This window comes from Halovivax limisalsi (genome assembly GCF_023093535.1).
GTDB classification, from domain to species: domain Archaea; phylum Halobacteriota; class Halobacteria; order Halobacteriales; family Natrialbaceae; genus Halovivax; species Halovivax limisalsi.
On sequence record NZ_CP095757.1, the window covers coordinates 1063330 to 1087538 of the forward strand.

General features: G+C 66.0%; 29 protein-coding genes, 1 tRNA gene and 1 pseudogene. 15 read left to right on the forward strand and 16 right to left on the reverse strand.

Annotation, left to right across the window (positions count from 1 at the left end; translation table 11 throughout):
* Positions 1 to 27: 27 nt before the first annotated feature.
* The 4 genes from MXA07_RS04620 to MXA07_RS04635 all read right to left on the reverse strand — a co-directional run bounded on the left by MXA07_RS04620 (position 28) and on the right by MXA07_RS04635 (position 3133).
* Positions 28 to 903: a hypothetical protein gene (locus MXA07_RS04620; protein ID WP_247730880.1), complete on the reverse strand. Its 876-nt coding sequence runs from the start codon at positions 901 to 903 to the stop codon at positions 28 to 30.
* Positions 904 to 1131: 228 nt separating this feature from the next.
* Positions 1132 to 1839 carry a hypothetical protein gene (locus MXA07_RS04625; RefSeq protein WP_247730881.1) on the reverse strand — a complete coding sequence of 236 codons (708 nt, stop codon included), beginning with the start codon at positions 1837 to 1839 and terminating at the stop codon, positions 1132 to 1134.
* Positions 1840 to 2006: 167 nt separating this feature from the next.
* On the reverse strand, positions 2007 to 2297 hold the full coding sequence (locus MXA07_RS04630) for a DUF424 domain-containing protein (protein WP_247731706.1): 291 nt from the start codon (positions 2295 to 2297) through the stop codon (positions 2007 to 2009).
* Positions 2298 to 2320: 23 nt separating this feature from the next.
* Entirely contained in the window at positions 2321 to 3133 is an 813-nt protein-coding gene (locus tag MXA07_RS04635; protein WP_247730882.1) for a tetratricopeptide repeat protein, read from the reverse strand.
* Positions 3134 to 3238: 105 nt separating this feature from the next.
* Between MXA07_RS04635 and thpR the strand changes: the two genes are divergently transcribed.
* Together thpR and MXA07_RS04645 are read left to right on the forward strand one after the other, a co-directional pair.
* Positions 3239 to 3844, forward strand: a complete 606-nt coding sequence (gene thpR, locus MXA07_RS04640) for an RNA 2',3'-cyclic phosphodiesterase (protein ID WP_247730883.1) — start codon at positions 3239 to 3241, stop codon at positions 3842 to 3844.
* 199 nt (positions 3845 to 4043) lie between these two features.
* Positions 4044 to 5147, forward strand: a complete 1104-nt coding sequence (locus tag MXA07_RS04645) for a hypothetical protein (RefSeq protein WP_247730884.1) — start codon at positions 4044 to 4046, stop codon at positions 5145 to 5147.
* 267 nt (positions 5148 to 5414) lie between these two features.
* Here MXA07_RS04645 and hepT read toward each other — a convergent pair.
* Positions 5415 to 5747: pseudogene (gene hepT / locus MXA07_RS04650) on the reverse strand (type VII toxin-antitoxin system HepT family RNase toxin); the annotation flags it as partial.
* A gap of 598 nt (positions 5748 to 6345) precedes the next feature.
* Between hepT and MXA07_RS04655 the strand changes: the two are divergent.
* The 5 genes from MXA07_RS04655 (at position 6346) to ftsY (ending at position 9456) form a co-directional block, all read left to right on the forward strand.
* A complete protein-coding gene (locus tag MXA07_RS04655; protein ID WP_247730885.1) occupies positions 6346 to 6498 on the forward strand; it encodes a 50S ribosomal protein L39e in 153 nt (50 codons plus the stop codon).
* A complete protein-coding gene (locus tag MXA07_RS04660) occupies positions 6498 to 6776 on the forward strand; it encodes a 50S ribosomal protein L31e (protein WP_247730886.1) in 279 nt (92 codons plus the stop codon). The genes MXA07_RS04655 and MXA07_RS04660 overlap by 1 nt, the downstream gene beginning before the upstream one ends.
* A gap of 1 nt (position 6777) precedes the next feature.
* A complete protein-coding gene (locus tag MXA07_RS04665) occupies positions 6778 to 7443 on the forward strand; it encodes a translation initiation factor IF-6 (protein ID WP_247730887.1) in 666 nt (221 codons plus the stop codon).
* Positions 7444 to 7691: 248 nt separating this feature from the next.
* Positions 7692 to 8147 carry a prefoldin subunit alpha gene (gene pfdA, locus MXA07_RS04670; protein ID WP_247730888.1) on the forward strand — a complete coding sequence of 152 codons (456 nt, stop codon included), beginning with the start codon at positions 7692 to 7694 and terminating at the stop codon, positions 8145 to 8147.
* Position 8148: 1 nt separating this feature from the next.
* A complete protein-coding gene (gene ftsY / locus MXA07_RS04675) occupies positions 8149 to 9456 on the forward strand; it encodes a signal recognition particle-docking protein FtsY (protein WP_247730889.1) in 1308 nt (435 codons plus the stop codon).
* Between the two features lie 169 nt (positions 9457 to 9625).
* Here ftsY and MXA07_RS04680 read toward each other — a convergent pair whose 3' ends face one another.
* The 3 genes from MXA07_RS04680 to MXA07_RS04690 all read right to left on the reverse strand — a co-directional run bounded on the left by MXA07_RS04680 (position 9626) and on the right by MXA07_RS04690 (position 11964).
* Positions 9626 to 11122: a dihydrolipoyl dehydrogenase gene (locus MXA07_RS04680; protein ID WP_247730890.1), complete on the reverse strand. Its 1497-nt coding sequence runs from the start codon at positions 11120 to 11122 to the stop codon at positions 9626 to 9628.
* A 151-nt stretch (positions 11123 to 11273) separates the two neighbouring features.
* Positions 11274 to 11684, reverse strand: coding sequence for an HIT family protein (locus MXA07_RS04685; protein WP_247730891.1), 411 nt, complete (start codon positions 11682 to 11684; stop codon positions 11274 to 11276).
* A 61-nt stretch (positions 11685 to 11745) separates the two neighbouring features.
* Positions 11746 to 11964: a type II toxin-antitoxin system HicB family antitoxin gene (locus tag MXA07_RS04690; RefSeq protein WP_247730892.1), complete on the reverse strand. Its 219-nt coding sequence runs from the start codon at positions 11962 to 11964 to the stop codon at positions 11746 to 11748.
* Between the two features lie 718 nt (positions 11965 to 12682).
* Between MXA07_RS04690 and MXA07_RS04695 the strand changes: the two genes are divergently transcribed.
* From MXA07_RS04695 to MXA07_RS04705, 3 genes are all read left to right on the forward strand, one after another.
* A complete protein-coding gene (locus MXA07_RS04695; protein WP_247730893.1) occupies positions 12683 to 12988 on the forward strand; it encodes a hypothetical protein in 306 nt (101 codons plus the stop codon).
* Positions 12989 to 12994: 6 nt separating this feature from the next.
* The gene (locus MXA07_RS04700) at positions 12995 to 13492 is read left to right on the forward strand and encodes a type II toxin-antitoxin system VapC family toxin (protein ID WP_247730894.1); all 498 of its coding nucleotides are present in this window, start codon (positions 12995 to 12997) and stop codon (positions 13490 to 13492) included.
* Between the two features lie 698 nt (positions 13493 to 14190).
* Complete coding sequence (locus MXA07_RS04705) at positions 14191 to 15588, forward strand: signal recognition particle protein Srp54 (protein WP_247730895.1); 1398 nt, start codon at positions 14191 to 14193, stop codon at positions 15586 to 15588.
* Between the two features lie 183 nt (positions 15589 to 15771).
* Here the strand turns inward: MXA07_RS04705 and MXA07_RS04710 are convergent, their stop codons facing one another.
* The 6 genes from MXA07_RS04710 to MXA07_RS04735 all read right to left on the reverse strand — a co-directional run bounded on the left by MXA07_RS04710 (position 15772) and on the right by MXA07_RS04735 (position 19788).
* A complete protein-coding gene (locus MXA07_RS04710; protein ID WP_247730896.1) occupies positions 15772 to 16101 on the reverse strand; it encodes a DUF7344 domain-containing protein in 330 nt (109 codons plus the stop codon).
* 76 nt (positions 16102 to 16177) lie between these two features.
* Complete coding sequence (locus tag MXA07_RS04715) at positions 16178 to 17119, reverse strand: DUF7351 domain-containing protein (protein WP_247730897.1); 942 nt, start codon at positions 17117 to 17119, stop codon at positions 16178 to 16180.
* A 208-nt stretch (positions 17120 to 17327) separates the two neighbouring features.
* Positions 17328 to 17747, reverse strand: a complete 420-nt coding sequence (locus MXA07_RS04720) for an RNA-binding domain-containing protein (RefSeq protein ID WP_247730898.1) — start codon at positions 17745 to 17747, stop codon at positions 17328 to 17330.
* Entirely contained in the window at positions 17744 to 18313 is a 570-nt protein-coding gene (locus MXA07_RS04725) for an AAA family ATPase (protein WP_247730899.1), read from the reverse strand. The genes MXA07_RS04720 and MXA07_RS04725 overlap by 4 nt, the downstream gene beginning before the upstream one ends.
* 309 nt (positions 18314 to 18622) lie before the next feature.
* Positions 18623 to 18862, reverse strand: a complete 240-nt coding sequence (locus tag MXA07_RS04730; protein ID WP_247730900.1) for a PRC-barrel domain containing protein — start codon at positions 18860 to 18862, stop codon at positions 18623 to 18625.
* 164 nt (positions 18863 to 19026) lie between these two features.
* A complete protein-coding gene (locus MXA07_RS04735; protein WP_247730901.1) occupies positions 19027 to 19788 on the reverse strand; it encodes a creatininase family protein in 762 nt (253 codons plus the stop codon).
* Positions 19789 to 19889: 101 nt separating this feature from the next.
* Between MXA07_RS04735 and MXA07_RS04740 the strand changes: the two genes are divergently transcribed.
* Positions 19890 to 19964 (forward strand) — tRNA-Arg (locus tag MXA07_RS04740).
* Positions 19965 to 20099: 135 nt separating this feature from the next.
* On the opposite strand, the gene MXA07_RS04745 is transcribed toward MXA07_RS04740, so the two are convergent.
* Positions 20100 to 20864, reverse strand: a complete 765-nt coding sequence (locus MXA07_RS04745; RefSeq protein WP_247730902.1) for a pirin family protein — start codon at positions 20862 to 20864, stop codon at positions 20100 to 20102.
* Between the two features lie 118 nt (positions 20865 to 20982).
* On the opposite strand from MXA07_RS04745, the gene MXA07_RS04750 reads away from it, so the two are divergent.
* The 4 genes from MXA07_RS04750 (at position 20983) to MXA07_RS04765 (ending at position 23366) form a co-directional block, all read left to right on the forward strand.
* A complete protein-coding gene (locus tag MXA07_RS04750) occupies positions 20983 to 21987 on the forward strand; it encodes a bile acid:sodium symporter family protein (protein WP_343217258.1) in 1005 nt (334 codons plus the stop codon).
* A gap of 240 nt (positions 21988 to 22227) precedes the next feature.
* Complete coding sequence (locus MXA07_RS04755; protein WP_247730903.1) at positions 22228 to 22434, forward strand: hypothetical protein; 207 nt, start codon at positions 22228 to 22230, stop codon at positions 22432 to 22434.
* Positions 22435 to 22459: 25 nt separating this feature from the next.
* Entirely contained in the window at positions 22460 to 22633 is a 174-nt protein-coding gene (locus MXA07_RS04760) for a hypothetical protein (RefSeq protein WP_247730904.1), read from the forward strand.
* Between the two features lie 136 nt (positions 22634 to 22769).
* Positions 22770 to 23366 carry a hypothetical protein gene (locus MXA07_RS04765; protein WP_247730905.1) on the forward strand — a complete coding sequence of 199 codons (597 nt, stop codon included), beginning with the start codon at positions 22770 to 22772 and terminating at the stop codon, positions 23364 to 23366.
* Positions 23367 to 23465: 99 nt separating this feature from the next.
* Here the strand turns inward: MXA07_RS04765 and MXA07_RS04770 are convergent, their stop codons facing one another.
* Positions 23466 to 24089, reverse strand: coding sequence for a hypothetical protein (locus MXA07_RS04770; RefSeq protein ID WP_247730906.1), 624 nt, complete (start codon positions 24087 to 24089; stop codon positions 23466 to 23468).
* Between the last annotated feature and the right edge of the window lie 120 nt (positions 24090 to 24209).

The following is a 24209-nucleotide window of genomic DNA, read 5'->3' on the forward strand; positions in this document are numbered from 1 at the left end:
GGCCACCGTCGGCTGGTGGTCCGGAGATCAGCTCGATCCGCTCGCGCCATCCGGCCGGTCGCCACCGTCGAGCACCGTTTCGCGCCAGCGATCGAGATCCACCGCGACGAGGGAGGTAAGCGTCGACTGCTGGTGCTCGGGAAGGATCCGACACGCTCGCTCGTACGCGATTCGGCGTTCGACCAGCCTGTCGATCGCCTCGTTCGTGCCGGCCAGGGCGAACAGGTTCCACCCCTCGGTCTCGCCGCCGCCGTACTGTTCGCCGTCGAGGAGAAACTGCTCGAACGCGAAGAACGATCGACCGATGCGCTCTGCCCGTTCAACCGTCGGGGTCGGTTCGTCGCCGAGGACGGCACACAACCCCGTGAGAAACCCGAACAGGTCGCCCTGCCGTTCGACGATCTCGAGGTACGGATCGAGACCTGGATCGGTCAACACGCCGGCCAGCGGCGCTTCCATCAGCCCCATCCCCAGCTCCGTCCAGTACTCGACGGCGTCGTCGCCGAGCCGGTGGACGAGCCGCGCACAGAGCGGAAACATGACCTGCCAGGTGGCGACGACTTCCCCGCGCGCACCGTCGGCGACGTCGCCGTCGACGACGTCGTCGAAGATGTCGTAGTATTCGTTGATGCAGAGCGAAAACCCCAGCACGGTGTCCCGGGGCTGGCCGTCGACGCCGAACGCCCGAGCCAGCCCGTCGACCAGAAACGCGACTTCCCACTTCGGTCGACGCCGCCGCTTCGGGAGCGCGTCGTTGGGGGTGAACGCGAGCAATTCGACCTGTTCCCGCAGCGGCTCGTGGGGAATCTCCGCGAGCAGGGCGGAGACGATGCGATCCAGGTCCTCCTCGAGGGCGTCGCGACGCTCGTCGAGACACCGCCGATCGGCTGCGGGCAGATCCATCGGGCGCTGTAACATCGCGAACTGTTGTTCGGTGGCTTCCTCGTCGGTTTCGCGCTCCCGAGCGGGCGACGCCGGCCGGTGGCACGTGCGACCGTGATACCGGTCGGCGAACCGAGAACGGGCACAGCGCGTCGATTGTCGACGAGATCGCCTCGTCGTCCGAACGGTCGTTCGGCCCGGTATTGCGTCGCCGCGTCGGTCAGGCGTCCGATTCGTTCGCGTGGCGGATCACCAGTTTGAGCACGTACAGCACAGCCAGCACTCGTGGCTGTCACAGTAGACCGTGCCGTCGCTGCAGGTCTTGTGCGCCAGGTATTTACTGTTCATGTCGTCGTAATCGCTGCAGTACCGACCGCAATCACAGTCGTTGCTCCCACAGCGCTCGGTCCAGCCGGAACACCCGTTACAGTCCATCGGCTCGGCGTCGGCCTTCCTGGTCCAGCCGTCGTACTCGGGACTGAGAACGAGCCGTTCGCCGCCCCGATCGGCGACGGCACCGGCGATCCCGGCTTCCGGGAACAGTCTGACGGTGATCGGTCCGTCGAACCTGTCGCTCTCCAGTTTGGCGACGAATCCCGCGACTCGCCCGTGCTCTTTGTGTTGTGCCTCGACGGTCGTGAGCACGTCGAGGCCGGTCGTCTGTTCGGCCGTCACGCGATCGACGCGCAGCGCGTCGAACTCGGCCGACTCGATGTGCCCGCGGTCTGCGAGTTGTTCGAGCAGTTTCCGTCCGCGCTCGGAGCGAAACGCCCGCCGAGCTCGCGACTGGGTGGCGTTGGTCTTGATGAACGCGGTGGGTTCGTCCGGGGCGGCTGCGACGGACCCGGCTGCCGCCGTTCCGGTCACCGCAGCGCCTGTCGCCCCGATCGAGCGCAGCACGCTCCGTCGGGCCGGTCGTTTCTCCCCGGTGCCGTCGTCGACATCGCTTCGGGACATGGTCCATGTGGATTACCACTGGTCTTCCGTAAAAATTTAACGAATGACGTTGCTGAACCGATATCGCCGTCGCGATCAGTACACGACGGGTGGATTTCGATGACGAGAACGCAGACGCGGCCGCTGTTCGCACAACGCTGCTCGAACGCGTCCCGTCGCCGAGACGATCACATCCGAAGGGCCTGCGCGTGGACGGTCTCGCCGACCTCCAGCACGTTGGCCTCGTCGACGATGCCGACGTCGACGGCCACCTCGATCGCGAGGTGGCCGACGAGGTTGGCGACGTCGGCCCGCGCGAGGGCGTCGCGGGCGGTCGCCAGGTCGACCGGGTCGCTGCCGTAGAACTCCTCGGTGACGGTCAGCGAAATCCCGTCCGCCTCGAACGTCTCGCCGAGGACCTCGGTGTCGCAGGCGGCGACGAGTACGCCTTTGGGCGTCCGGCGCTCGGTGAGAATCAGCGACGGGGACCCCGATCCGTCGCTCATTCGTCGAGCCGGGCGGCGTCCTGTTCGTCGTCGATCAGTCGCTGCTCGGCTTCCTCCCGGCGCTGGTCGGCCTCCTCGCTGACGCGCTCGGCCTCGTCGTACTCGCCCAGGTCCTCGAGGATGCGGGCCTTCTCCTCGAGTACCTGCGACGTGCGCATACCCAGCCTGATCGCGTTGTCGATGCAGCGAAGCGCCTCGTCCGAGAGGCCGCGTTCCTGGAGGAAAAAGGCGCGATTGTACCAGCCCTCGGCGAAGCGCGGATCGCGCTCGACGGCCCGTTCGGCGTGTTCGAGCGCCTGGGCGGTCTCTCCGTACTCCCAGAGGGCGAAGGCGAGGTTGCTCTCGGCGGTCGCGGCGTGTTCGCTCGCCGAGCGCGTGTTCGAGGTCTCGTCCTCGCTCGTCTCGACCTCGGTCGCCTCGACGACGTTGATCGCCTCGCGGTAGGCGCCGATGGCCTCGTCCCACTCCGCTAACTCGGCGTGGGCGACGCCCTTGTTCGTCCAGGCCTCCTGGGCGAGCCGATCGTCCTCGGTAAAGCGCGCCGCGCGCTCGAAGGCCTCCGTCGCCTGCTCGAAGCGGTTGATCTGCATGTAGTTGAGGCCGACGTCGAGCAACTCTTCGGACTCGACGTCCTCGGTCGAGAGCTGTCGCTCGTCGAGCAGGTCCGAGACGGCCCGGGAGTCGACCGGGTCGACCTTCCCGGGGTCGACGGCGAGTTCCGGGGGATCGAGGTCGAACTCGTCGTAAGACTCGTCGAAGCCGGCGCCCTCGGAGAAGCGATGCCGGTCGTCTCCCTCGTCGTCGGTCATTATCGCGCCGTAGGCGGCCCGGCGGGTTAAGACCTGCGACACGATGGGTCGTCCGTCTGGACCGGCGGCGGTGCGTTCAAGCGCGTCGCGGTCGAACGCGCTCACATGCGACTGTTCGTCAGCGTCGACCTCCCCGACGCTCTCGCGCCGGCGATCGCCGACGTTCAGGACGCGTTTTCGGCCGCGTCGGGGCTGTCGTTCACCGACCCCGAACAGGCTCACGTGACCGTGAAGTTCCTCGGCGAGGTCGACCCGGCGCGCGTCTCGACGATCGAACGCGAACTGGCCGCGGCCGTCGAGGACGCCGGCGTCTCCCCCTCTGCCGCCACCTTCGGCGGCCTCGGCGTCTTTCCGGATCTCTCGTACATCTCGGTGCTCTGGTTAGGTGTCGAAGACGGTGGGCGGGAACTCACCGAGTTGCACGAGGCGGTCGAAGCCCGGACGACGGCGATGGGATTCGACCCGGAATCGCACGACTTCATGCCCCACGTCACGCTCGCCCGGATGGAACACGCCGGCGGTAAGGACCTCGTCCAGGAGCTGGTCACCGACTGGGAGCCGATCGACTCCGACGCGCTCGCGGCCCAGCACCCGGGCGAGCGCGGACCGATCGTCGGCGAGGCGACCGTCTCGGAATTGCGCCTGAAAGAGAGTACGCTGACGCCGGACGGTCCCGTGTACGAGACCGTTTCGTCGGTTTCGCTCGAGTGAGCGACGCGGGCTGACGGCGCACGGTCGCCTCGGCGTGCGCCCGCGTGGATTCGGTCGCGTCCCGTCCAGAGTATCGTCCGTTCCGTCGCGCTGCGACCTGTTCGTTCTCCGTACCCGGAGAATTCACCCCGCGACGAGACGGTAATCCCGTTGTACCGGTGCAGGGATAAAGCAACTCGCCGGTGTCGGGTTCCCCGGCATGGGGGCGCGTGAGACGGATCCATCGGGCGCGACGAGGGGCGGCGACGAGGGCGGCAGCACCGAGACGGAGAGCGATCGAGCGACGGCTGCCGACTGGGCGCACGACGGCCAGAAAACGATCGGTGACGGCGAGGCCGAAGCTGACTCGCCGCCGCGGTGCTGCTCTCGTCGGACCGTCCTCGGCGCGGTGGCCGGGACGACGGGGATCGTGGCGCCGGGGGCCGGCTCGGCCGCGGCAGCGTCGGAGGAAGCGGCCGCGACACTCTCCGTCCGGCTGTACGCGGGCCCGACGCCGGTGTACGGCCGGTTGCGCGACGGCCCCGGCGCGCTGGGTTCGGACTGGACGAGCGCGCACGAAGCCGCCGCGACGGCGATCGAAGCCGCGCTCGGCGAGATCAAGGCGTACGCGAGCGACACCGGCCGCGAGTGGCTCGACGTCGCGGTCGATCGCGGCTCGTCCGTCGGTCCCCCGTTCGCGGTGCCGTCGCCACTCGACGCCGTCGTGCCGGCAGAACGGCTCTACGATCGGTTTCGGGGGGCGGTCGAGTCGGCCGGCGATGCGGACGCGCCCGTGTGTCACCTACTGCTGTGGTGGGGGCCGTTCGACTACCAGCTCGGCTACGGGCGGGTGCTGCCGGACGCGGCGCCCGTCGGGATGGGCGATCAGCGGTCCTCGTTCGCGGTGGTCAACGTCGGCGCGACCGAGGGCTGGGACGGCCGCGCGGTGACGAAGAACATGGCGATTCACGAGGCGCTTCACGCCTTTCTCTCCGAGCCCGACGCCGAGGCGGTCGCTGGGGCCCCGTGCGAGCACGCGCTCGGGTCGGTCGCGGCGCCGGAACCGGACGTCCGCGTCGTCTCCCCGATGGCGACGGCCTACGCCGGTCGCTCGGAACGGATCGACCCGCTTCGGCGCCTCGGCGGCGGCCTCGCGGGAACCGCGCCCGGAGACACGCGCTGGCCCGGACGCGGCTGCGTTGAGAGGCGACCGGCAAGGGCGGAACCCGAGTCGGACGGTGCGGTAGCCTGGCGCCACGAGACGGCGCTCTCGGCGGCGACGACGGCGGCGGTCTGCCGGTACGCAGACCGAGTGCTGCGATGAACCAGCGAACGCGCACACGACGCCGCTCGACCGAATGCTGGATCGCCCACTACCTGCAACGCGTTGAGAATCGCCACCGTCGCCGACCACGAGTGGACCGACGAACTCGCCCTCTTCGTGGTGGCCACCGGTCAAAAAAGACGGATACTGCGTACCGGATCGGTCACAACGCACCGGTTTCGTCGAGGTACGAACGAACGTCGTGCAGAAACCTTCGATATCGATCGAGATCCTGTTGTATACGATATCGTCGTCGATAACGTCTCCGTAGGTCTGAGCCAGTACGTTCCGAAAGCTAGCCGCTTGGGCCATCGCTTCGGACGGTTCAGCCGCGACGATTCCGACATCGTTCAGCGACTGCATCATCTCGCGGTTCGTATCGGGGACGGACCCGGATTCGGCACGAACCATCGTCCGCGCGACGTCGAGTGCGGCCTCGGTCGCCTTCACGAATCGCCGTTCGACCACGTCCCGGGCAACTCGATCGGATTTGTACGCCCTTCGATCCATCGACTGGTACTCCGCGAGGATGGTGACGCTTTCTTCGATGGTCTTTGCGGCTGTCAACACGCGCTCTATGTCGGCGTCCGAAAGCGTCATGCGAGGTGCTCGTCGATCGTTTCGAGAATCTCGTCGAATCGTTCGGCCGGCGACCGGGAATCGTCGTCACGTTCGACAGCGAGGGATTCCCGCAATCGGTCGACGGATTCGTCGTCCCCAACGTGCGTGGGCGTCACCGCGCGCCCGAGAACCGAACAGGATCCCCACGTCGATCGGATGATCGGCCAACGTCTCTCACCGCCTCACGAGTCGCGTTATCATCCAGGTCCGTGGGCATACCTCCCACTAAGCGGACTGTGATAAAAGCATTCGGCAGCGAACCGCGCCGAAGGCGCCATTGTTCGAGGGCGTTTCGCATGCAGACTGCAACAGTACTGCGACGCGTTATCTGCCAACGGGCGCGATCTATCGCTTGCGCACGAGGGCTCGTCGCCAACCGAGATGGACGCAACGTCGCGCCCGAATACTCGATGACTTCCGTCAGTTAGTAGGGTCGTCGGCACTCCGTCGAGCGTTTTCTCGTTCTGAACAGACTGAGATCCTCGAAACCGCCGGGAGTCGGGCAATCCGTCCGGCCGGGCCGGACGCACGCGGGATGGACAAGCCTTTAACCGAGGGTGGGCAACAGTCGGGCACTATGGGTAAGAAGTCCAAGGGCAAGAAGAAGCGCCTGGCGAAACTCGAGAACCAGAACAGTCGCGTCCCGGCGTGGGTCATGCTCAAGACCGACATGGACACGCAGCGAAACCCCAAGCGACGCAACTGGCGGCGCCACGACACCGACGAATAATGAGCGCGAGTGATTTCGAGGAGCGCGTCGTCACCGTCCCGCTCCGCGAGGTGAAGGCCGCACCGAACCACAAGGCCGCCGACCGGGCGATGAAGATCGTCCGCGAGCACCTGGCGAAGCATTTCGCCGTCGAGACCGACGTCGTCCGCCTCGATCCCTCGATCAACGAGGCGATCTGGGCCGACGGCCGGGCGAACCCGCCGCGGAAGCTGCGGGTTCGGGCCGCACGCTTCGACGAAGAGGGCGAACCGGTTGTCGAAGCCGAGTTCGCCGAGTAACTTGCTCCGCGCCTCCTTCGCCGGCTCCGCGTACGTCGGCGTCTTCGCGGTCGCGACCGGCGAGTACCTGCTGGTCCGGCCGGACGCCGACGACGAGCAGGTCGCCGCCATCGCCGACGAGCTCGACGTGCGCGCCGTCCCGACGACCATCGGCGGCTCGTCCACGGTGGGCGTCCTCGCGACCGGCAACGAGAACGGCCTGCTCGTCTCGAACCGGCTCTACGAGTACGAACGCGAGCGCCTGGCCGAGGCCGTCGACGTCCCGATCGGGACGCTTCCCGGCGAGATCAACGCCGCCGGCACGGTCGTCCTCGCTAACGGGTCCGGCGCGTACGTCCACCCGGAGCTCTCGCGCGAGGCGGTACAGGCCGTCGAGGACACCCTCGACGTCCCCGTCGAACGCGGCGACCTCGCCGGCGTTCGGACGGTCGGCACGGCCGCCGTCGCGACCGACGAGGGGGTCCTCTGTCACCCCAAGTCGACCGACGAGGAACTCGATCTGCTGGAGGAGACGCTCGACGTCCGGGCCGACGTGGGGACGATCAACTACGGCGCGCCGCTGGTCGGCTCCGGGCTGCTCGCCAACGCGGCCGGCTACGTCGTCGGCGAGGACACCACGGGGCCGGAACTCGGCCGCATCGAGGACGCGCTCGGCTACATCGACTAACGCGGGTAACTGAGTGACGTGTTTCTGCGGACTGACACCGACAGTACGGTGTATCGGCGGGCCCCTCCCGAAGGCCTCCTGCGCGTTTGCTAGTCAGACTGTTCGATACGTCCGCCGCTGGACCGAGCGCCGTGGCCCCGGAAGGGAACATTCTTCCGCCTGCCTGCCGGATGATCGAGTATGAACGACTCAGCGACGTGCGCGTTCGCGGCGAATCACCAACCCAGCCCGAGCGAGGTGACCCGGCGATGAGCGCCAACCAACAGCAACTGCAGGCCCTATCGCAGGAACTCCAGGAGATCCAGGAGTCGATCACGAGCCTCGAGGAGACGATCGAGGGGATCCGCGAGGAGCAATCGGCGATCGACGAGGCGATCGAGGCCGTCGAGACGCTCGAAACCGGCTCGACCGTTCAGGTCCCGCTGGGCGGCGGCGCCTACGTCCGCGCGACGGTCGAGGATATCGACGAGGTCATCGTCGAACTCGGCGCGGACTACGCCGCCGAGTTCGATCAGGAGCACGCGACGGAGACGCTCGAACGGAAGAAGGACAACCTCGACGACCGGATCGACGAGGTGAACGACCGCATCGCGGACCTCGAATCCGAGAGTTCGGAGCTCGAACAGCAGGCCCAGCAGATGCAGCAGCAGGCCCTCCAGCAGCAGATGGGCGGCATGGGCGGGGAGTCCGAGCCCGACGAGTGACATGTTCGACAACCTGAAGGAGAAGCTCGGGAGTTTCCGCTCCGAGGCCGAAGACGTCGCCGACGAGAACGCCGAGGAACTCCCCGCATCGGAGGCGCCCGAGGAGGCCGACTCCGCCGACGGGGCCGGGTCCGAGGGCGTCGCAGCGCCCGAAGACGGGGCCGCGGACACCGAGGACGCAACCGCGGAGTCCGCGTCCGCGGGGTCGGCGGCCGAGCGTGCGGTCTCCGAGGGTGCGACGTCCGAATCCCCGGAGGTGGCAGAATCCGCCGAAGCGACAGCGTCCTCGGAGGCGACGGCGTCTACTGAGACGTCCGCGACGAGCGACGCAGACGCAGAACCAACCGCGGACGCCGAGGATTCGGCCGACAGCTCCGGTCTCATCGGCTCGGCCGGCGAGGCTGAAACCTCGGAGCGCTCCGCGGGCTTCGGCCGCAAGGCGGCCTCGCTCGCCCGCGGTCGATTCGTCATCGAGGAGGCCGACCTGCAGGGCCCGCTCGACCAGCTCGAACTGGCGCTGCTGTCGAGCGACGTCGAGGTTGGCGTCGTCGACGAGATCGTCGAGACGATGCGCGACGAACTCGTCGGCGAGACCCGTACGTTCACCACGTCGACCGGCGAGGTCGTCGAGGACGCGTTGCGGACGGCGATCGTCGACGTGATCAGCGTCGGCCAGTTCGACGTCGAGGAGCGGGTCGCCGAGGCCGAAAAGCCCCTGGTGATCGTCTTCACCGGCGTCAACGGCGTCGGGAAGACGACCTCGATCGCCAAGCTCGACCGCTGGCTCGAAGAGCGGGGTTACTCCACCGTCATGGCAAACGGCGACACCTACCGCGCGGGTGCGAACGAGCAGATTACCGAACACGCCGAGGCGCGCGGGACCAAACTCATCTCCCACCAGCAGGGCGGCGACCCGGCGGCCGTCCTCTACGACGCCGTCGAGTACGCCGAGGCGAACGACGTCGACGTCGTCCTCGGCGACACGGCCGGCCGCCTCCACACCGACGAGGGGTTGATGGACCAGCTCGAGAAGATCGGCCGCGTCGTCGACCCGGACATGACGCTGTTCGTCGACGAGGCGGTGGCGGGCCAGGACGCCGTCAGGCGCGCCCGCGAGTTCGACGAGGCCGTGGAAATGGACGGGGCCATCCTGACGAAGGCCGACGCTGACTCCAACGGCGGCGCGGCGATCTCGATCGCGCAGGTGACGGGCAAACCGATTCTCTTCCTCGGCGTCGGCCAGGAGTACGACGATCTGGAGCGCTTCGACCCCGAGCAACTGGCCGATCGGTTGCTCGCCGAGGAGTAACTCGCCCGTCGGCAGACTGACCCCTACTCGCGGTTCTTCGAGGCGACGCGTCACTCGTCGACACGCCGGTCGCTCGACCGAAGCGTTGTCGACTCAGTCGACCGCTTCGGCCGGCACGGCGGCGCCCCATCGCTCGCGCGTCCCCCTGATCGATCGCGCTGAACGGTGGTCACTCCGATTCGGACCCGACGTCCCGCCAGTCCGGGGCGGTCGAAATTTCTCGCGACGCACATGCGGCGAACGCGCCCAGCACGGCCTCCGAGAGCGCCGGGTGGACGTGTATCGGGTCCAGCACGTCCTCGACCGCGCCACCGCCGACGGTCATCGCGGATACGACCTCCTGAATCAGGACGGGCGCGTCGGGACCGACGACGTGACAGCCGAGGATCGATTCGCCGTCCGCGGCCGTAAGGACCTGCACGAACGCCTCCGGCTCGTCGAGGAGCAGCCCCAGCGGCGCGACGTCGTACCCGACGCGGACGGCGTCGTACTCGATATCGTCTTCGTCCAGCGCCGCCGGCGTCGGGCCGACGCTGGCGACGCGCGGGTCGGTGAAGATCGCGTGCGGAACGACGTCCCTGTCCATCGTCTCCGGATCGCTTCCCCGCTCGCCACCGTCCTCGCGGAGCCGGGCCAGCACGTTCGTACCGACCACCTCCGCTTCGCGATCGGCGACGTGTTTGAAGGGATCCGCCGGGAGGACGTCGCCGAGCGCCCAGACCCCGTCGACGTCGGTTTCGAGCGTCTCGTCGGTCGAGACGTGGCCGTCGTCCGTCGTCTCGACCCCCGTCGCGTCCAGCCCGAGGTCGTCGGTATTCGGCCGGCGGCCCGTCGCGAGGAGGATCTCGTCGGCGCGGATCTCGATCGCCTCTCCGCCGTTGGCATCGTCGTCATCCCCGCCCTCGGTCGCGGGCTCTGCAAGGAGTACTCGTCCGCCGTCGTCGCTCGCCCGGATCTCGGTCGCCTCGTGGCCCGCGCGGACCGTACACCGGTCGGAGAGCGAGCGCGTGACGGCCTCGCTGACCGCGCGCGACTCCCGGGGGACGAGGACGTCGCTCCGCCCGACGATCGTGACGTCGACCCCGACGGCGTCGAAGAAGTGACCCAGTTCGACGCCGATGTAGCCGCCGCCGACGATGGCCAGGCTGTCGGGCGCCGAATCGAGGTAGAGCGCGTCGTCGCTGGTGAGGATCTCCACGTCCTCGACGCCGTCGATCGGCGGAACGACCGGCCGGCCCCCGACGGCGATCACGACGTGCTCGCCGCGGATCCGTTCCCCGTCGGCGTCCCCGCCGTCGAGTTCGATCTCGCGGTCGTCGACGAAGCGGCCGGCGGCGTCGTACAGGGTGACGTTCTCAGTCGATTCGAGCGATTCCGCGGCTCGATCGGCCTTCTCGAAGACGGTGTCGTGGACGCGATCGACGACCGCCCCGTATTCGATCCCGTCGAGGGTAGCGTCGACGCCGAACCGATCGGCGCGACGGATCGTTTCACAGAGATCCGCCCGGTGGATTAGTCCCTTGGAGGGGACGCAACCCCGGGTGATACAGGCGCCGCCGATCGGCCCCGGTTCGACGACGGCCGCCTCGAATCCCTGCTTCGCCGCCGCGGTCGCGACCTGCGAGCCGGAGCCGCCGCCGAGGACGACGACGTCGAACGTGCGCATACGGTCGTCTCACCACGGCCGCGCGCAAATAGGTGACAGCGGGTGATCGAGATGGTGGCCGGACGGATATCGAGACGGCGACAAGCCGGTGGTCGAGTACCGGACGGAGACGTCCCAGTCCGGCCAGCAGTCGAGCTGGCGAACTCGATCCTCAATCGACCCGTCGAACCCGCTCCGCCAGCGCCGCCGCGTGCTCGTCGTCGAGCTCGCGGCGATCGAGCGAGAGGCCGATCCCGTCGTCGGTCTCGCGCGGAACGACGTGGACGTGGGCGTGATCGACCGTCCCCACCAGTGGGCCCGAGGTATAGAACGTGCTGAAGCCGTCCGGATCGAGGACGGCGTCGAGGCGATCGGCCACCTCGCCGACGGCGTCGAGGACGGGGTCGCGGATCGCGTCGGCCGCCGTGAGTAGCTCCTCGCAGTGTGTCGTCGGAACGACCAGCGCGTGCCCCGTCGCGGCCGGGTTCTCGTCGAGGAAACTCACGGCGTCCTCGGTTCGGTAGAGTTCTGCCACCGCCCGCTCGCCGGCCGCGATCGCACAGAACGGACAACCCCCTTCCATACGTGACTGTACGACCGGGTAATCATAGGTTTGTCCCACCCCAACCTGTCTGGTGGCCCGCTCAGAGCCAGTCGTCCCCGTCGTCAGTTTCGCCTTCCTCGACCGTTTCGAGGGTCGCGGCCAGATTCCTGAGGGCGTCGGCTTTCGTCGGGCCCTGGCTCGAGAGGCCGGTCTCCTCGTCGTCGGCGATCCAGAGTCCGTCCTCGACGGTGATCGAGATGCCCGCCTCGACGGCTGTGCCGGGCGTCGACGAGGAGTCGTCTGGGGCGTCATCTGCCATACGTGACAATTGTCTCGGTCCGTGGAAATGGATGTCGGTCTGGTGCATAGCGATCGAACGCTTCGGCGTTTCGATGCTGATGGCAGTGGTAATCGTGGGATGTTGGGGCGACAGGGAACTACCGACATTCGGAGTCGAACTGTCGGTAGGCGAGCACGTCCCCGCTTGCCGATTGAACCTCGACGCGCAATTGGCCGCTGACCGGTAGCGGATCGACGTACGTGAACTTGGTCACGACGCCGTCGTCACCCGTTCGATCTGCCGGTCCGACGTCGCCCTCGTGAATGGGGAGCGTATATAGCGGTGTTCGACGTTCTGCTTGTGGAGTGTACGCGTTGACTACTGTCGCATCCCTCTCTCGTATTTCTGACTCGTTCAACTCCACTCGGAGGAGGGCATTCCCGTCTTCGAGCGAGATTCTGGTCGTTCGAAGCGGCGGTACTCGATCGGCGTCGATGTCGTACATCGCAAACTCGCCGTTTCGTCGTCACTGGCAGTGCTGGAAAACGCCGAACAGCCGGCGATACCAACCGTCGTAGCTGCCAGTACTCCACTCAGGAATGTTCGACGGGAACCATTCGGTCTCATTCGCTTCTATCCTGTTACCTGCGGACAAATAGCACCTCGCTGTGTTTCGAATGTATCGGTCCATGAGATTAGACATGAGTACATTTTATAGTCCATGAGGTCATACGAGCGAACACCTACCTGAATCGCAATGAGCAGTTCCGACGACACCAAGCACGTTCAAACCGAACTGGATGAAACTGAATACGATCGATTCCGGGAGTTCGCAACGGAAAATGGGCTGTCGCTCAAAGAAGCCGGGCGCGAGGCGCTGATCGAGTGGATCGAGCGACAACAGCGAGCGGATCCAGCCGACCGGGCGTTCACCGTCCTCGACGAGCTCGCGGACGCTCCGGCAGCGTCGGCGGAGACCGACGCTCGCGACGAAGATGATCTCGTCGAGGAGTGGAGCGGCGAGGATTTCACGCTTGCCGACGACCCGTCCGCGAAATCCTGATATCGCATGGCCGAACCAGTCGAGACCACGATCGGGACGGTCACGGCCGAGCATTTTCGTCCGGGCCACGTCCGGCATCAGGTCGTCGTCGGTCCGAAGTTCCTGTACGCCCTGTTCAATCCGTCCGATAGAATGCACCCGGTCTCGCGGGCGTTTATGGCGTTCGTTCGCGACGGTGACCTCCCGTATCGTCGGCTCGTCGTCAACGACCACATCGTTGACGAAGCTGCAACGCGGCTGAAAAAACAGGCATCGGTGCAGCATGCAGCATCCTTCCTGGCGACCCTCGACGATAGTGCGGTCTATCAGTTCGAATCCGTCTCCGGGGCCGTCTTCGACGACGCCAAAGCGACGTTCGTGGAGTGGACCGATTTGGGTGCCTCCTTCACCGATTTCGTCGTGGCCACCCACATGGATGCCCTGGATATCGATCATATCGTGACGTATGACCGGCACTACGATGCATTCGACGTCACAACGCTTCCGTATCGGAGTCGGGACTAATCGAGTGCTCCATGCGGTTGCTCGCGTCAGTGTCGATGACGTCGTACATCCGGACCGTGTCGGGTGCGGACTCGATGGTTCCGTCGTACCCGGTTGCGAACGCCGCGGTTTCCTGAAGCGCAATAACGGGTCGTCCGTCGATCATCTCGGACTCGATCCGTAACCGCGGCTCGAAGACGACCTGGATGGCACATCGATGTCGCCAGCAGGCCGGCGATTCTCCGCGGTCGGAATCCGAATCGATCGAAGAATATCGTCCGGGCGTTGAGCTCGGACTCACTGACGGCGATAAATTGGGGGGTAGTCCGCTGGGTCGCGAGCAACCCGGTAGTCACCGCGAGTCCAGTCATCGACCCCATCGATGGCAGCACTGCTCGTCCGTGCCGGCGAACTGGGGGAGGACGGACTTCTGATAGTGATGGTGGCGAGCTGTCAGCTGGCGCCGTCGAGAACTCGAGACCGTATTTGCCAGCGACAGCCCAGTCGGCTGAAGCTGACTGGCGAGTTTCGTACCCAGCCGAGACGTCGCATTTCGCGTTACAATGCTCGAGTCGATCTTGCTGGTGCATCCAGGGAGGCGGTCGGTTTCTGATATCTCACTCGAGATTGCCACCGCCTCACTTCGTCACGCTCCTCATTGAACACCACCGACCCGCGCGAGAAAAGCCTTTAACGGCGTCACCCCGTACCTCCAGCAAATGGTACTCGACGACCTCGGGAGTTCGCTGCGGGGGACCTTGGACGACCTCCGCGGGAAGTCCCGGATCAGCGAGGAGGACGTCCAGTCGGTCGTCAAGGAGATCCAGCGATCGCTGCTCTCGGCCGACGTGGACGTCTCGCTCGTGATGGACCTCTCGGACAGCATCGAGACGCGGGCCCTGGAGGAAGAGCCGCCCGCCGGAACGCCCGCGCGGGACTTCATCCTGCGCATCGTCTACGAGGAACTCGTCGCCCTCATCGGCGAGTCGACGGAACTGCCCCTGGAGGAGCAGACGATCCTGCTGGCCGGCCTGCAGGGGTCGGGGAAGACGACGTCCGCGGCGAAGATGGCCTGGTGGTTCTCGACGAAGGGGCTGAAGCCGGCAGTCATCCAGACCGACACGTTCCGGCCGGGCGCCTACGACCAGGCCCAGCAGATGACCGACCGCGCCGAGGTCGACTTCTACGGCGACCCGGACGCGGAGGATCCGGTCGAGATCGCCCGACAGGGCCTCGAGGAGACGTCCGAGGCCGACGTTCACATCGTCGACACCGCGGGTCGCCACGCCCTGGAGGACGACCTCATCGCCGAGATCGAGGAGATCGAGGGCGTCGTCGAGCCCGACACCTCCCTGCTCGTGCTCGACGCCGCGATCGGGCAGGGCGCGAAGGATCAGGCCCGCGAGTTCGACGATTCGATCGGCATCGACGGCGTCGTCATCACGAAGTTAGACGGGACCGCGAAAGGGGGCGGCGCGCTGGCGGCCGTCGACCAGACCGACTCCTCGATCGCCTTCCTCGGGACCGGCGAGGAGGTCGACGACATCGAGCGCTTCGAGCCCGAGGGCTTCATCTCCCGCCTCCTCGGGATGGGCGACCTCGGCCAGCTGGCCGAGCGCGTCGAGCGCGCGATGGAGCAGACCGACATCGAGGAGGACGACTGGGACCCCGAGGAGATGCTGCAGGGCAACTTCACCCTGAACGACATGCAGAAGCAACTCGAGGCGATGAACAACATGGGCCCGCTCTCGCAGGTCTTGGACATGATCCCCGGCATGGGCGGCGGGATCAAGGATCAGCTGCCCGACGACGCGATGGACGTCACCGAGGAACGCATGCACACGTTCCAGGTCATCATGGACTCGATGACCGACGCGGAAAAGGAGTATCCGCGCGCCATCGGCGCCAGCCAGATCGAGCGCATCGCCCGCGGGTCGGGCACCAGCGAGGAGTCCGTCCGGGAACTGCTCCAGCAGTACAAGATGATGGAACAGACCATCAAGCAGTTCCAGGGCATGGGCTCGGAGAAGGAGATGCAGCGTATGATGCAGCAGATGCAACAGCAGGGCGGCGGTGGCGGCGGGATGGGCGGCATGGGCGGCGGCCCGTTCGGCTGAACTGCAGGCCCACCCGCTCTCCGATCCCGCGGGCGCCGCTATCCGCGACTACCGTTCTCGTCCTCGCCGCGTGGTTCCGCCACGAGCCGCGTGCCTCGGACCATCGATTGCGCGTCTCGAACTGGCGCCAGCAGAGCCGTTTCGACTCGGTCTGACGGCCGCGGACCCGATCGGGAGGGCCAATTAGACCCTCACCTGGGACTCGATCGTTTCCTGGATCGCACTCGTCACCTCGCACAGCGTCTCGACGCGGCCGGTCGGCTCGACCGTCCCGCGTCGCGGATCGTACTCGATCACGTTCGCTCGAGCGAATTTCGGCAGGTCGTCGTGTATCAGGCGCGTTTCTACCTCCGAGGGGGGAACGTCGATCGAGGTGGCGACCGACTCGGCCACGTCTCCCGTCCGGACGACCCCATCCGCCGACTGCAGGTATTCGAGAACTCGCTGGCGACGCTCGGCACCGACGAGGGTGCAGACGGTCCGGATATCGAGTTCGGTGGCGACGCGTGGCATAGATTACCATTATGGATCTGCATTGCAAATAGATGATCCGTACCCGATTACTGTTAGCATCTATTCACCTTCCGTCTCAGCGAGCGGACCGGTCGACGGCGTCGATCTCCAGATCGTCGGTCAGTTCGACGGCGAGCCGTTCGTCGTCCATCGCGAGCACCACCCGGAACCGGTACGGATCGCGACCGAGGAGTTCCGTGCGAACGTTCCCGACGATCCGCGGATCCTCCCAGAGGAGTTCTCGGAAGGAGAAGAGGTCGTCGACGCCGTGATCGCAGAGAAAGGTGACGACCGACGGGTGGTAAAAGGCGCACGACCAGACCACCGAGAGGCGCTCGTATTCACAGTGGTCACACGAAAGCACCGCCCACGCCTCGTCGCGACGGTCGCACGTCGAACAGAGTCCCGCGTCGCGTTCGTGGTCGGAACAGACCTCGAACGTCGCCTCGACCTGGGCGGCACACTCCGGACAGATCCCGTTGAGCATCGGAATGATCTTCGAATCGTAGTGGAGGTGGGCGATGTCGACGAGTTCCGCCGGCGACCGGCCGGCGAGTCCGGACGGCGGGAATTCGTAATTCATGAACGTCCCGTCGGGGCGCGACCCGCCGATCAGGCCGGGACAGCCGGTGCAGCTGACGGTGAGCGTTTCGTCCTCGTAGCTCACCTGGACCGGCGACCCGCAGAACGCACACTCCCGGTCGACGGTCACCGGCTCGATGGACGGATCGTCGGTGAACGACCCCTTCAGAACGCTGCGAATCACCTGCTCACCCGGCTGGCGTAACAGGTACCCCTCCGGTGATTTCTCGATGTACTGATCGCGTAGCTTCCCGAGGTGATACCCGAAATTCCCGTGGTCCTCCGGCGCCACGCGACGTCGGAGCTCGGCGTAGGACTTCGGCTCGTCGGCCTCCCAGAGCGCCCAGAGCACGCCCAGGCGAATCTCGTTTCCGAGGACCGAGAAGGCCTCGGTCGGCGGGATCGCCCACCGATCCGCCTCGTCGTCCGAAAACATGTACTGAATTCGACAGTGGGGGAGTATAGACGTTCGGGTCGATACACGGCCTGATACGTCGGTGATCCGGAACTCGTCTCCCTATATATCGATGTCGGTATGTGTTTATCGGGGACCGGATCTGCACCCCCTTGCCTATAGGCTGTGAGGGGGTCGTCTCGCTACCGAATTCGGGTCGAGCGGACGACGCGTCGGCGCGTTCGTCGGTTCACTCGACCGGTCTGCCGTCCTCGGTCGGCGGTGCGACGTGGTCGACGTAGGCCTCGAGCGACGGCTCGTCCACCCGGACGCGGACGTCGAGTTCGCCGAGTTCGTCCGGCTCGCCGACGGCGAACGTCGCGCGGCCGTGGAGGGCCGGCTGTTTCTTCAGCGAGAAGGAGAACGTCTGCCCGTCGCGATTCGCGAAGAACTCGCTGCGAGCCGTATCGAGGATCTCCTGGCGGTGGAGCAGTTCGGAGAAGTGTTCGAGCGAGTGGGCCGTCGCCCGGAGTTCGCCGTGGCTCGTCTCGACCGACGCCTCCGGAAAGACGTTTTCGACGGCGTCGACGACCCGATCGGTGACCTCCGTGTCGTAGATCGGGGCCGTCACCTCGACGTCGACTCGGTAGACCGTCGCGTCGTCGCTCATTCCCGTGTCACCGTGGCCTCGGGTCCCGTCTCGAGGATCTCGCGGACCCGCTCGTGGAAGTGCTCGAGCGAGTCCGTGTTTTCGACGACCGCGTCGGCCCGATCCATCGCCTCGCCCATCCCCCAGCCGAGTTCGCGTTCGTCGCGCGCCTCGAGCGACTCGCCGCCGTCGGCCTCGCTCGCGTCGCGCCCGCGCGCCGTGAGGCGCTCGGCTCGCAGCTCGAACGGCGCCTCGATGCTGAGCAGGGTAAAGGCCTCGCCGAACGCGTCTTCGAAGACGTCGACTTCGGCCTCGGAGCGAATCCCGTCGACGAGGACCGTCTCGTGAGCCTCCAGTCGATCCCGGATCATAGGCAGCGAGCGCTCGGCGATCGCTGTCGGGCCGTTCTCGTCGCGCAACGCCTGGGCGACCGCCCCGTGATCTTTCGACGGGTCGAGCCCGCGATCCGCGGTCTCCTGGCGGACGACGTCGCCCATCGTCACCACGGGAATTCCCGCCTCGCGAGCCACCGTGGCGGCCTCGCCCTTGCCGCTGCCCGGCAACCCGACGGTTCCGATGACGTGCATTGGCTCTCGGTACTGGCGAGACGAGCATAAGGGCTGTGGGTTCGCCGTCGCGTTGCGTTCGGACGGACGCGGCCCGTTTCGAACGAATTGCGATCGAACGGGCGGACCACGAGGGACGGTCGCGTCTCACGACCGTGATGGAACGTCCGCGTGTCGACTCGAGCATCGACTCTTCGGCGTCACTCGTGGCCCTCTTCTCGAGAACGGCGGCGGATCGCCTCCCGGAATTGGAGGCGAGTTCCCCCGGAGCGGAACGGATCGCGAGCCGAGGTCGTGGTGTGTCAGGAGTTAGGGAGCGGTTGCCGCGCGTTACATCCGACTCAGTCGGATCTCGTCGTCGGTGACCGACTCGATCTGACTGTCGTCGAGTTCGTACGTCCCTTCGTCGGCGTCACCCCAGCCGAGTGTCGCCTTGATCGAGTCGGTCATGCCGGGGTCCGGATCGACGTGGAGCGACCCGCCGCGAACCTCTTTGACCATGCCGATCTCGTCGCCGTCGCTCGTGACGACGCGCTTTCCCTCATCGTCGTCGGTGTAGTTTGCGGACATTGCACCCGGATCGACAGGCAGCACACGGTTGAACCTCCCAGCCGCAGGCGCAGGTCGTTCAGGTGGGGGCGGTTGTCCGTCGACGGGATGGCCCGGTCGGGTCGCTCGTCTCGACCGACGCCCGCCGGCGCACTGGTGACGCTGTCGTCTGATTCGTCGGGCCCTCAGACGCGCTCGGCGGGGAGGAGATCCTCCTGCGGCCGCGCGGCCACCCACTCGGCGAGGTCGACGAGCTGGTCGACCGCCGCCTCGAAGAGTCGCTCGCCCTTCTCGGCGGAAGCGTCGCGCGGGTCGCCGAAGGCGCCGTTCGCCGAGTTCTCGATGGCGTCGTGGAAGACCCGTGCGCCGTTTCGCGTGAACGTCTCGCGGTCGACGGGCGCCATCCCGCCCTCGTAAGCCGCCTCGAGTTCGTCCTCGCGGACGAGCCCCTCCAGGTAGGCGACCATCGACGTCTCCTTCGGCCCCGCGTGGGGCCCGTTCGTCTCGAAGAGGTCGTCGACGAGTTCCGGGATGGACTCGTCCCACATCCACTCGATCGCGTAGGCTCTGCCGTCCTTGTGCAGGCGCTTCGAGACCTCGCGAAGGTGCTGGACGTTGCCGCCGTGAGCGTTGACGTAGATGACGCGGTCGACCCCGTGGTAGGTGAGGTTCCGCGTGAAGCTCTCGACGTAGTCCCGGAAGACCGACGCGTCGACCCACATCGTGCCGGGGAACTGCCGGTGGTGGTCGCTCACCCCGACCGTGATGGTCGGCGTACGGAGGTAGCCCGTCCGCTCGGCCGCCTCGCGGGCGAGTCCCCGCGCGATCATGTGGTCGGTCCCCTCGGGGAGGTGCGGCCCGTGCTGTTCCGTCGACCCGAGCGGAACCAGCGCGATCGACTCCTCGTACCCGGCCACCTCGGGCCAGGTCTGCTCCGGCAGGTGCATGGACGGTAGCACGACGGCGGGGACTAACGGTCTTCCGGCTCTCTGGGGTTGTGATCCGAATCCCTACCGCTTATGCTATCGGCGACGGAACGTCGGTTCGAGGGCACGTAGCTCAGTCCGGATAGAGCGTCGGACTTCTAATCCGACGGTCGTGGGTTCGAATCCCATCGTGCCCGCTGATTCTGTTGCGAGCGACAGCGAGCAGCGAATAGAGGATCGTGTTGGATCGAGTAACCATCCGACTGTGCGATCTCTCGATGAAACCCTCGTCCTTCAGGCTGCACACCCACCGGTGGCCGGCCGCCGGTCGGTCACCGGCCGATCGTTCCCTGCCGCGTGATTGGTGCGTCGGGGTTGATGGTAAACGCGACGATGGTGGCGTCTTCGGTCGCGGTGACGGGGACGTCGCCGCCCGCGGTCACGAGTGCGCTCTCGGTGTACCCGACGGACGCCTCGCCGACGTCGACGGCTCCCTCGAAGACGTAGAGATAGGTGTGCCAGTCCGGCCGGGACGGGAGTGAAACCGTGGCACCAGCGTCGAGTCGGCAGTCGAAGCAGTGGACGTCGTTGCGGACGGACAGCGGGGCGTCGGTCCCCTCGGGGCCGAACAGGTGGCGCCACTCGTTCGCGACGGGGTCGGGAATCGGTTCGTGCTGGATGCCCGGCTCGAGGTCGAGACTGTGTGGCCGGACGAAGATCTGGAGCATCCGAAGCGGCGGATCGTCGTCGAGCGTCTCCTCGGCGTGCCAGAAGCCGCTCCCGGCGCCCATCACCATCAGGTGGTCGGAATCCGTAACGAGGTCGTTGCCCAGGCGGTCGTCGTGTCGCATCACGCCGTCGGGCACCCAGGAGATGATCTCCTCGTTGCGGTGCTGGTGCATCCGGATGAGGGTCCCCGGATCCATGAACGACTCGACGACGGTTGCGAGGGGCCCGTAGCCGTGGTCGTCGTGGTCCGGGACCGCTCGCCCCGGGAAATCGAAGTGGATCCGGAATTTGCCCTGATTCTGCGAGATCTCTGTTCGGGGTGCCGTGTAAATACGAGGCTGGGTCTGTGCTGACGGCGAATCGTCCATTATCACGGTGTGGTCTCGCAGCCGTATATGGGTTCTGCGCGACGGTCTGCGTCGGTGCTCCCTGGCCGCGTGTTTTCCGTCCGGCAGCATTCTCCCTGGGAGGACGCGGAGAACCAAAGTGCATAGCGGACCGGGGAGTAGCTGTGTCGTACTGCTCGCGTCGTCCTTCGCTTCGATCACGTGTCAGGGAGTCACCCTCCTGAAATCGCAGCAGGCAAATGGACGAGATTCGAATTACGTTACTGAGCCCAAGGGAATGGACGTACCATCCGGAGCGGCGGTCGTGGAGGTCGTGACGGCGGTCTTCGTGCTTTCGACGATGGTCTCGATGGGGGTGAGGCTCTCCGTCAGCCAGCTCGTCGACGCGCTCCGAAAGCGACGGCTGCTCGCGAACTCCCTAGTGGTGAACCTCGTCGCGGTTCCGCTACTCGCCGCCCTCCTCGTCCGGACGGTCTCGGTGGGGACGGGGTTCGCAGGCGGTATCGTGTTGCTCGCGGTCTCACCCGGCGCACCGTTCGGTCCGAAGCTCGCGGAGCTCTCCGACAGCGACGTGGCGTTCGCGAGCGGCCTGATGGCCATTCTCTGTCTGCTCTCGGTCGTGACGATTCCCCTCTCTTTGCTGTTGTTGCTTCCCGGCGATGTTTCCGTGGATCCCCTTGCCATCGGACGGATGGTTTTCGGCATCCAACTGATCCCGCTACTGCTGGGGCTCGGGCTGTCGATCGTCGTCCCGTCGCTTGCAGACTGGGTGTACCCTTTCGTTCAGCGACTCTCTGATGTCACGTTCGTCGGGCTGATCGTGTTGCTGGTGGTCGTATACAGCGATAGCATGGTATCCCTCGTCGGGACGGGAACGCTCGGGCTATCGACCGTCGCTGTAGGCGCGTCGTTACTGCTCGGATACGGCCTCGGTGGGCCAGCACGGGAGACTCGGGAGGTGCTGGCAACGACGACCGCGGCCCGAAACGCGGCGATCGCGCTGTTCGTCGCGACGACCGGGTTCTCGGACCCGGACGTCCTCACGACGGTCCTCGCGTTCTCGTTCATCGGCGTCGTCGGCTCCGGGCTGATTGCGAGCGTGTGGGGACGACAGCCGGTCGAGTCAGCCTCGTGTCCCGGCTAACGGCCAGACGGGTGCCACAACCGAGCCCGTCAGCCACCGACTCGGTTTCGGTGGCGTCACTGAACGCGTCTGCCGTCCGACCGATCTGGCCGAGCCGATCGCGAACGCTCTCTGGATTGTCCGACCCCACGCGGATAGGGCATTTTGCGGTCGGCAAATCGGCATGCGGATCGACCGTCCAGCAATTTTCACACCACTCCACATCATAACAAATATCTGTCTTCTCGGTAACGGGCAGCCATGGCGCACTGCTCAGACTGCGAGTCGCCGCTCGAATCGACCGCGGATCTCGAGTTCCGGGACGTCGATTCCAGTATCGGCTTCGTCAACGCATCGAAACGCTACTACGTCGCCAATTGCGCGAACTGCGGGGCGACGATCGGAAGCGGCGTCGCAGCAGCCTCGGATAAGCGAGCCGGGGCCGCTGGAGCGGGCGGCGGATACTGACGAACCCAGGAGGAATTCGACAACTATGTCAACGAACGTTCACTGTTCGGAGTGCGGTACAGACTTCACGGGGAAAGACGACGTCGAATTCGTCGATCTCGGCGCCGAGACCCGCTTCTTCAAGGCCTCGAAGCGGTTCTACCTCGTCGCGTGTAACGAGTGCGGCGCCGCCATCGGCGGTGGCGTTGCGGGTCGCTGAACGTCGGTTCGTCGCGGTGCCACCCGACGGTTAGTGGCGAACCGATCGTCCGCGGCGTCTTCACCAGACGGGCGGCCGTCTCGATGGTGTCGGACGGCACGTCGAAGCCGAGTGGAACCCGCTCGATTGCAGGGGTGTGGGGGAATCATCCACCGTTCGGGAACGGTCACCACGAACGGCAAGGCGTATAGTCCCGTTCACCAACGGAACCAAACCGAAGAGGATGCTCGGTGGGGCTGACCCAGTGTTCGGTAGCAGGCTCGCTGATGCGGCCGTCTCGATGGTACTCGCATCAATCACACTCGCGGTGCTGTACACGGGACTATCGCGAACTGACAGCCCAGACGGGGTTGTTTCGGCCAGCAGTGTCAGCTACATCCTTCTCTGCGGGGCTGCCTATTTCGTCCCGCGGTACGTGTTCGACGCGTTTGCGTCGGGTGTGTTTGCAGTTCAGTATCTCGTCTGGATTGCTGTGTTTGTGGTTCCGACGATGGCACTTCAGGCCGCGATCCCAGCGTACCTTTATACAGCCCGGGGGAATGTGGGCGCGATAATTGGATTGTTCGGTGCGATGACCTACACCTTTTGGGAACTACTGGGTATACGCGGTGATACTGATATTTTGACCGTGTTCCCGTTCGTTATATTTCCCGTGTCTATCACGTTCGTGTTGTTCGCCGCTGGGATAGATTTCGCTGCCAGGCGCGTGCCAACGCGAGCCGGGGTGAGGTGAGCGAACCGCTGGAAAATTCCTCGCCCAGCGCTGCCACCGGCGGAACGAACGCGTTTGCCTATCTGGTGTGCTGGTGGTGCGAGACGGACTGGTCCGTTCTCACGCGAGTGATCCGGGGGCTTCGATCTCTTCGACGAACAGTTGGCCGTCCGTGTCGAGGTCGTCGTACGCGACCGGCGGCTCCCACGCGGTGTAGTCGAACGGCTCCGTGAGAACGTGATAGCCGTTCGGCGTCTCGCGGGTCAACAGGACCGTCGTCTGCGAGTCGAGCGCATCCGTGAACGCGTCGATCTCGGCGTCGGTGACGTCGTCGACGTCGAACTGGAAGCACCGGTCGTCTCGCGCTTCCGGGCTGTGGAGCGCGCTCTTCCAGTACGAGTCGACCTTCCCGAGCTTCGGGATGGCGTGGTCGTCGCCGGCGACGAGGTCGTGGATCCAGCCGTTCATCTCCTCGCGGAAGTCGAAGTACGCGTCGAGCGTGTTCCGCGCGTTCACCGACAGGTAGATGCGGAACGTGTAGTCGTGTCTGGCGACTAACGCGCGGAGGTCGTCGTACTGGTCCTGGACGTCGTCGACGTCGCAGAGGACGCGCCGATAGACGACTTCCCCGCGGTGGGTGAGATCGTCGTTGTGCGCTCTCCGCGCGATCGCCATGAGGATGTACGCCCGGTACTCGCCGAACTCGCACCAGTTGGTGATGGTCTCGACTGGCTCAGTCGCCATCGCTCTCCTCCGTTCGATCGATCCGGGCGCTTCTGTCCGTCATACACCAACATTGCGGCCGACCGCCGTATCGGTTTCCGTCGACGTTCCCCTCTCGCCCCGGAGTTCATCGCGTTCGAC

What these genes read in the sequence shown, in the direction of transcription:
- MXA07_RS04705 (WP_247730895.1), top strand. Translation starts at nt 14,191, where the DNA reads ATGGTACTCGACGACCTCGGGAGTTCGCTGCGGGGGACCTTGGACGAC.
- MXA07_RS04720 (WP_247730898.1), bottom strand. Translation starts at nt 17,747, where the DNA reads ATGAGCGACGACGCGACGGTCTACCGAGTCGACGTCGAGGTGACGGCC.
- thpR (WP_247730883.1), top strand. Translation starts at nt 3,239, where the DNA reads ATGCGACTGTTCGTCAGCGTCGACCTCCCCGACGCTCTCGCGCCGGCG.
- MXA07_RS04760 (WP_247730904.1), top strand. Translation starts at nt 22,460, where the DNA reads ATGTCAACGAACGTTCACTGTTCGGAGTGCGGTACAGACTTCACGGGG.
- MXA07_RS04645 (WP_247730884.1), top strand. Translation starts at nt 4,044, where the DNA reads ATGGGGGCGCGTGAGACGGATCCATCGGGCGCGACGAGGGGCGGCGAC.
- MXA07_RS04680 (WP_247730890.1), bottom strand. Translation starts at nt 11,122, where the DNA reads ATGCGCACGTTCGACGTCGTCGTCCTCGGCGGCGGCTCCGGCTCGCAG.
- MXA07_RS04755 (WP_247730903.1), top strand. Translation starts at nt 22,228, where the DNA reads ATGGCGCACTGCTCAGACTGCGAGTCGCCGCTCGAATCGACCGCGGAT.
- MXA07_RS04620 (WP_247730880.1), bottom strand. Translation starts at nt 903, where the DNA reads ATGGATCTGCCCGCAGCCGATCGGCGGTGTCTCGACGAGCGTCGCGAC.
- MXA07_RS04770 (WP_247730906.1), bottom strand. Translation starts at nt 24,089, where the DNA reads ATGGCGACTGAGCCAGTCGAGACCATCACCAACTGGTGCGAGTTCGGC.
- MXA07_RS04700 (WP_247730894.1), top strand. Translation starts at nt 12,995, where the DNA reads ATGGCCGAACCAGTCGAGACCACGATCGGGACGGTCACGGCCGAGCAT.
- MXA07_RS04625 (WP_247730881.1), bottom strand. Translation starts at nt 1,839, where the DNA reads ATGTCCCGAAGCGATGTCGACGACGGCACCGGGGAGAAACGACCGGCC.
- pfdA (WP_247730888.1), top strand. Translation starts at nt 7,692, where the DNA reads ATGAGCGCCAACCAACAGCAACTGCAGGCCCTATCGCAGGAACTCCAG.
- MXA07_RS04695 (WP_247730893.1), top strand. Translation starts at nt 12,683, where the DNA reads ATGAGCAGTTCCGACGACACCAAGCACGTTCAAACCGAACTGGATGAA.
- MXA07_RS04725 (WP_247730899.1), bottom strand. Translation starts at nt 18,313, where the DNA reads ATGCACGTCATCGGAACCGTCGGGTTGCCGGGCAGCGGCAAGGGCGAG.
- MXA07_RS04685 (WP_247730891.1), bottom strand. Translation starts at nt 11,684, where the DNA reads ATGGAAGGGGGTTGTCCGTTCTGTGCGATCGCGGCCGGCGAGCGGGCG.
- MXA07_RS04710 (WP_247730896.1), bottom strand. Translation starts at nt 16,101, where the DNA reads ATGCCACGCGTCGCCACCGAACTCGATATCCGGACCGTCTGCACCCTC.
- MXA07_RS04735 (WP_247730901.1), bottom strand. Translation starts at nt 19,788, where the DNA reads ATGCACCTGCCGGAGCAGACCTGGCCCGAGGTGGCCGGGTACGAGGAG.
- MXA07_RS04635 (WP_247730882.1), bottom strand. Translation starts at nt 3,133, where the DNA reads ATGACCGACGACGAGGGAGACGACCGGCATCGCTTCTCCGAGGGCGCC.
- MXA07_RS04690 (WP_247730892.1), bottom strand. Translation starts at nt 11,964, where the DNA reads ATGGCAGATGACGCCCCAGACGACTCCTCGTCGACGCCCGGCACAGCC.
- ftsY (WP_247730889.1), top strand. Translation starts at nt 8,149, where the DNA reads ATGTTCGACAACCTGAAGGAGAAGCTCGGGAGTTTCCGCTCCGAGGCC.
- MXA07_RS04715 (WP_247730897.1), bottom strand. Translation starts at nt 17,119, where the DNA reads ATGTTTTCGGACGACGAGGCGGATCGGTGGGCGATCCCGCCGACCGAG.
- MXA07_RS04660 (WP_247730886.1), top strand. Translation starts at nt 6,498, where the DNA reads ATGAGCGCGAGTGATTTCGAGGAGCGCGTCGTCACCGTCCCGCTCCGC.
- MXA07_RS04745 (WP_247730902.1), bottom strand. Translation starts at nt 20,864, where the DNA reads ATGGACGATTCGCCGTCAGCACAGACCCAGCCTCGTATTTACACGGCA.
- MXA07_RS04655 (WP_247730885.1), top strand. Translation starts at nt 6,346, where the DNA reads ATGGGTAAGAAGTCCAAGGGCAAGAAGAAGCGCCTGGCGAAACTCGAG.
- MXA07_RS04730 (WP_247730900.1), bottom strand. Translation starts at nt 18,862, where the DNA reads ATGTCCGCAAACTACACCGACGACGATGAGGGAAAGCGCGTCGTCACG.